Source organism: Rubidibacter lacunae KORDI 51-2, from assembly GCF_000473895.1.
Classification (GTDB): Bacteria; Cyanobacteriota; Cyanobacteriia; order Cyanobacteriales; family Rubidibacteraceae; genus Rubidibacter; species Rubidibacter lacunae.
In genome coordinates, this window is sequence record NZ_ASSJ01000037.1 from 1 (window position 1) to 1,301 (window position 1,301).

The window sequence follows — 1,301 nt, forward strand, 5'->3', positions numbered from 1 at the left end:
CTATCAGGTGACAATAAGCTTGAGCAGGTCGGCGACAACTACTTGAAAGTTTGGGAAGTCCCTCACCCCCAAAGGGAACTTGAGATCGCCAAGCCTGTCTCGCGACAACTAGAACATCAAATCTTGACTCTGCGACGAAAAGCACTGTAGACCCCCCTACCCGAGGGAAAATCTCCAGTGCCCGGTCAACACATCAACCAATCTCAAATCCAGGTGTACAAATGCGCCAGAGACGTGGGCTGTTCCCAGAAAATATCTGCACACATCGCAGGATTTTCAGAATCTAGCGGCAGCCGCATCGAAACCGGAAAGCATCAACCAGCCTCGCAAAGGGAGCCTAAAAAGCGCACGCGTCCGGACCCGCTCGCCGAAGTGTGGGCGCAGGAGCTCGAACCCCTGCTGCGGCGCGACCCTCGCCTGACCCCTACCACGCTTTTCGAGTACCTTATCGAGCGTTACCCGGGTCAGTACGACCGTCAGAAGCGCACTCTGCAGCGGCGGGTCAGGGAATGGAAAGCCTTGCATGGCAACCCCAAGGAAGTGATGTTCGAGAGCCATCATCAGCCGGGGCGGATGGGGCTTTCCGACTTCAGCAAGCTCAAACGGGTCGGCATCACCATCAAGGGCGAGCCCTTCGAGCATCTGCTGTACCATTACCGCCTAGCCTACAGCGGCTGGCAGTACGTGCAAGCCGTTCAAGGCGGCGAGAGTTTCGTTGCCCTCTCGGAGGGATTGCAGAATGCCCTGTATGCTTGCGGAGGAGTTCCGCAGCAGCACCGCACCGATAGCCTCAGTGCTGCCTACCGCAACCGACCCGGTCAGAAACGGCAGCCCCTGACTCAGTTCTACGAGGTATCAAACGACAATGACATTGGCGGGTCAAAAGACAGACCTGTCGTCCGGGGAGGCACTGGCTTGGTAAGCGGAAACGAAGCCCGGACAACTCCAGACACTAGAGCAACCCTTCATCCGAGGCAGCCTAGTGTCAGGAAGAGCGATCCATTCTTACCAGAAGCGAGCTTATATGAATGCCAGGACACTAGGTCTCGGGCAGGCAGATGCTGCTTTCATCGCTGACATCTCGGAACGCACCGGGCAGCGCATTGAAGCCGGCACCCATCAGCCCAATCGAGGCGCACCGCCCCAGCAGGTCAATCCCAGAGACCCACTCAATGGGCTGTGGGAAGACGAGCTCGAACCGATGCTGCGTCGGGAACCGCGGCTCAAAGCCACGACCCTTTACGAGTACCTGCAGGACAAATATCCCGGTCGATACGGTCAGGTGTTGCGAACCCTGCAAC

The 1,301-nt window shown here is 57.7% G+C and carries 2 pseudogenes; both read left to right on the plus strand.

Annotated elements, in window-relative coordinates:
- Window positions 1-177: 177 nt before the first annotated feature.
- A pseudogene (locus KR51_RS20140) lies at window positions 178-852 on the plus strand (IS21-like element ISAcma26 family transposase); the annotation flags it as partial.
- A 172-nt stretch (window positions 853-1,024) separates the two neighbouring features.
- Window positions 1,025-1,301, plus strand: a pseudogene (locus KR51_RS06610) (IS21-like element ISAcma26 family transposase); the annotation flags it as partial.